Source organism: Kitasatospora sp. NPDC032757, from assembly GCF_055579305.1.
The window spans coordinates 1-3,434 of sequence record NZ_JBVINN010000093.1 but is presented as its reverse complement, the minus strand read 5'-3'; the positions used below and the strand labels follow the sequence as shown (position 1 = coordinate 3,434).

4 protein-coding genes are annotated in these 3,434 nt (G+C 72.1%); 3 read left to right on the top strand and 1 reads right to left on the bottom strand.

What is annotated here, in order from left to right:
- The first annotated feature begins 270 nt into the window (after positions 1–270).
- Positions 271–1,005 carry a helix-turn-helix domain-containing protein gene (locus ACZ5WK_RS40185; RefSeq protein ID WP_465555515.1) on the top strand — a complete coding sequence of 245 codons (735 nt, stop codon included), beginning with the start codon at positions 271–273 and terminating at the stop codon, positions 1,003–1,005.
- 195 nt (positions 1,006–1,200) lie between these two features.
- On the opposite strand, the gene ACZ5WK_RS40180 is transcribed toward ACZ5WK_RS40185, so the two are convergent.
- Complete coding sequence (locus ACZ5WK_RS40180) at positions 1,201–1,992, bottom strand: SDR family NAD(P)-dependent oxidoreductase (protein ID WP_465555513.1); 792 nt, start codon at positions 1,990–1,992, stop codon at positions 1,201–1,203.
- A gap of 168 nt (positions 1,993–2,160) precedes the next feature.
- Between ACZ5WK_RS40180 and ACZ5WK_RS40175 the strand changes: the two genes are divergently transcribed.
- Positions 2,161–2,709, top strand: coding sequence for a TetR/AcrR family transcriptional regulator (locus ACZ5WK_RS40175; protein WP_465555511.1), 549 nt, complete (start codon positions 2,161–2,163; stop codon positions 2,707–2,709).
- 109 nt (positions 2,710–2,818) lie between these two features.
- The gene (locus ACZ5WK_RS40170; protein ID WP_465555509.1) at positions 2,819–3,361 is read left to right on the top strand and encodes a GNAT family N-acetyltransferase; all 543 of its coding nucleotides are present in this window, start codon (positions 2,819–2,821) and stop codon (positions 3,359–3,361) included.
- The last annotated feature ends 73 nt before the right edge of the window (positions 3,362–3,434 follow it).

Genomic DNA, 3,434 nt, shown 5'->3' with positions numbered 1-3,434 from the left:
GACGGCGGCGATCGGGGCGGTGGTGGCGAACTTCTGCATGGTGTGCTCTCCTGCACTCGTTGTTTCTAACGAGGGAAAAGCTACGTTGCGTTCGCAAAGCCTGCAACAGGCTCGTTGCACGCAAACACCATAGGCGCAGGTGAGAGGCCTAATATCGTTGCAACGGTCCTGAATCTAACGCAATGACAGACACCGATTGCGTTGCATTGGACTGGAAGTGAACGCTACTGTGGGGTCCGGAGACCCCCACGGACCACGAAGGAGACCGCGATGCCGGGAGGCAGGCTCACCCAGCAGGAACGCCAGCAGATCGCCCTGGGGCTGGCCGACGGCCTCGCCTACGCGGAGATCGCCCGACGCCTCGACCGCCCCACCTCGACGGTCACGCGCGAGGTCATGCGCAACGGCGGCCCCACCGCCTACCGCGCCGACCTGGCCCACCGCGCCACCGAACGCCGCACCCACCGGCGCCGGCAGACCGCGCCCCACGGGCCGCAGACACCCCCGCAGCCCCACGGACGCGACCCCGAAGCCGTGCGCGAATACGAGGAGGTCTTCACCACCGTCCTCATCGCCTCGGGCATGCCCAACATGACGGCCCGGGTGCTGGCCAGCCTCACCCTCACCGACACCGGCAGCCTCACCGCGTCCGAACTCGTCCAGCACCTCCAGGTCAGCCCGGCGTCCATCTCCAAGGCCGTCGCGTTCCTCGACGACCAGGGCCTCATCCGCCGGGAGCGCGACGAACGCCGCCGCGAGCGCTACATCGTCGACGACGACATCTGGTACCGCTCGATGATGGCCAGCGCCCGCTCCACCGCCCAGCTCGTCGACATCACACGGCAGGGCGTCGGCATCCTCGGCCCCCAGACCCCGGCCGCCGTCCGCCTCGAGAACATCGCCCGGTTCCTCGACTTCGTCAGCGAGAGCATCACCCGCGCCGCGGAACAGGCCCGCGAGATCCTCTCCAGCAAGGCCGAAACGACCTCGGACAGCACCACCTGAGCCGCGTTCCGGCCGGGCCGACCCGCGTCGGTGGAGCCGGTGAGGAAGTCGGCGCTCGTCGGCACGTCCGGCAGGTCGGGACGGTCACCGTGGGACAGGCCCGTCGACTCGACCGTCCGTCCCGGTCCCGGCCCATCGCTGGATCACGCGGACGACCCGGCTTCCTCACCCTTGCCCACCCTTCCCCACCCCGCCTCAGACCGTCTTCACCGAACCGCCGTCGATCAGGAAGTCCGCCCCCGTGACGCTCCCCGCGAGCGGCGAGGCCAGGTGGACGACCAGCGCCGCCACCTCCGCCGGTTCCACCAGCCGGCCGGTGGTCATGCCGGCCGTCCCCGGCAGTGCGGCCAGCAGCTGCTCCTGCTCCAGCCCCAACGCCGTGGCCAGAGCGGCGCCGTAGCCGGCCGGCGACTCCCACATGGCCGTCCGCACCGGGCCGGGCGAGACGGTGTTGACCCGTACCCCGCTCGGCCCGAACTCCTCGGCCAGCGCCTTCCCGAAGGCCGTCAGCGCGGCCTTGGCCACCGTGTACGGGACGGGCCCGGCGTGCGGCATCCGGGCGCCGTTGGAGGAGATGTTGACGATCGCGCCGCGCCGCCGCACCAGCCCGGGCAGCGCGGCCCGGGTGGTGCGCACGGCCGCCATCAGGTTGAGGTCGAAGGACTGCCGCCACTGCTCGTCGCCGAACGAGAGGAAGCCGCCCACCTGGTCCCCACCGCCGTCGCCGCCACCCACGTTGTTCACCAACAGGTCGATGTCGTCGCCGAGTTCGGCCGTCGCCGCCTCGATCAACCGGGCCGGACCGTCCGGCGTCGACAGGTCGACCGGGACGGCGACGGCCCCGGTCGCCGCCAGCTCGGGCGTCACCGTGCGGGCACCCGCCACCACCCGCACCCCCTCGGCCGCCAGCGCGGCCGCCACGGCCAGCCCGATCCCCCGGCTCGCCCCGGTCACCACGGCGGCCTTGCCGCTCAGCTGCATGTCCATGTCGGTCCCCTCCCACGCGCGCAAAGTTGCGTCACTGATGATGCAAGTAATCTAGAACTTGCATCATCAATGTCGCAACTACCGTCCGAGTGGCTACTCCGCTGTAGCCTTTGGCGAACCACCAGGCCCAGCCACACGAACGAGCCACACGAACGAGAGGGGCGGCCGATGCGAGCGGACACCGAGCGCACCGTCCGGGCGATCCTGGAAGCCGCCGAACGCGTCCTGAGCGCCAACCCGGCCGCCACGATGGAGCAGATCGCCGAGGCCGCCGGAGTCGCCCGCACCACCGTCCACCGCCGCTTCGCCACCCGCGACGCCCTGCTCGCCGCCCTCACCGCCTGGGCCACCCGGCAGTTCCACGCGGCGGTCGAGGCGGTCGGCGACCACACCCCGCCGCTCGTCGCCCTGCACCAGGTGACCGCCAACGTCCTCCGGGTGAAGATCGGTTGGGGGTTCGCGATGGGCGCCGCCCTCCCCGACGACCCGGAGACCGCCCGCATCCACGCCGAGGTGCTGGACCGCTGCAACCGCCTGTTCGCAGACGCCCGCGACGCCGGCATCCTGCGCCCCGACGCCGACCTCGCCTGGGTCCGCCGCGTCTACTACGCCCTGATCCACGAGGCCGCCCAGCCGCACCCCGGCACCGACGACACCCCGGAGGAACTCGCCGCCCGGGTCGTCGACACCCTCCTCAACGGTCTCGGCCCCCGCTGAAACGCCGGGAGGGGCGAGCGGATGACCCGCTCGCCCCTCCCCCGCCCGACCGCTCAGGCGAACAGCACCAGCGACGCGGCGGCCGGCGCCGGGTGCGAGGATCTCCCGCATGCACAGTGGACCGCTCGACCTGCGACAGGCCACGGCCCCGGGTGACATCACCCCGGAGCTGCGGCGGGCACTCGTGGCCTGCTGGATCGAGGTCACCAACGCCGGCGGGGCGGCCGGGTTCCCCTTCCCGCCCATCGACGCGGACCAGGCGGGCCCGGCGGTCGACGCGCTCGTCGCGGGCCTCGCACCGGAGACGAGCCGCCTCGTGGTCGCATCGATCGACGGCGACCTCGCCGGGTGGCTCAACGTCCGGCGTGATCCCTTCGAACTCACCGCCCACTGGGGGACGCTCCACCACGTCCAGACACGGACGGGCCTGCGGGGCCGCGGCATCGGGGCCGCCCTCATGCATCGCGTTCGCGACATCGCCCGCGACGAGATGGAGCTGGAGCAACTCCGGTTGGCCGCACGCGGCGGCGCCGGGCTGGAGGACTTCTACGGCCGCCTCGGCTGGCGGGAGGTCGGTCGCTGGCCGGGCGCTCTCCGCCTCGCCCCCGGCGACGATCGCGACGAGGTCCTGTTGACTTCCTCCCCCTCGTGAACGAGGGGGATTCCCCTCAGCCTCGCGGCTGAGCCGCTGCGCGTGTGCGCTGCGGTGGGGATGTTTCCTGCTT

Bases quoted from the DNA above. Each gene is read 5' to 3' on its own strand.
- ACZ5WK_RS40180 (WP_465555513.1), bottom strand. From the start codon at position 1,992: ATGGACATGCAGCTGAGCGGCAAGGCCGCCGTGGTGACCGGGGCGAGC.
- ACZ5WK_RS40185 (WP_465555515.1), top strand. From the start codon at position 271: ATGCCGGGAGGCAGGCTCACCCAGCAGGAACGCCAGCAGATCGCCCTG.
- ACZ5WK_RS40175 (WP_465555511.1), top strand. From the start codon at position 2,161: ATGCGAGCGGACACCGAGCGCACCGTCCGGGCGATCCTGGAAGCCGCC.
- ACZ5WK_RS40170 (WP_465555509.1), top strand. From the start codon at position 2,819: ATGCACAGTGGACCGCTCGACCTGCGACAGGCCACGGCCCCGGGTGAC.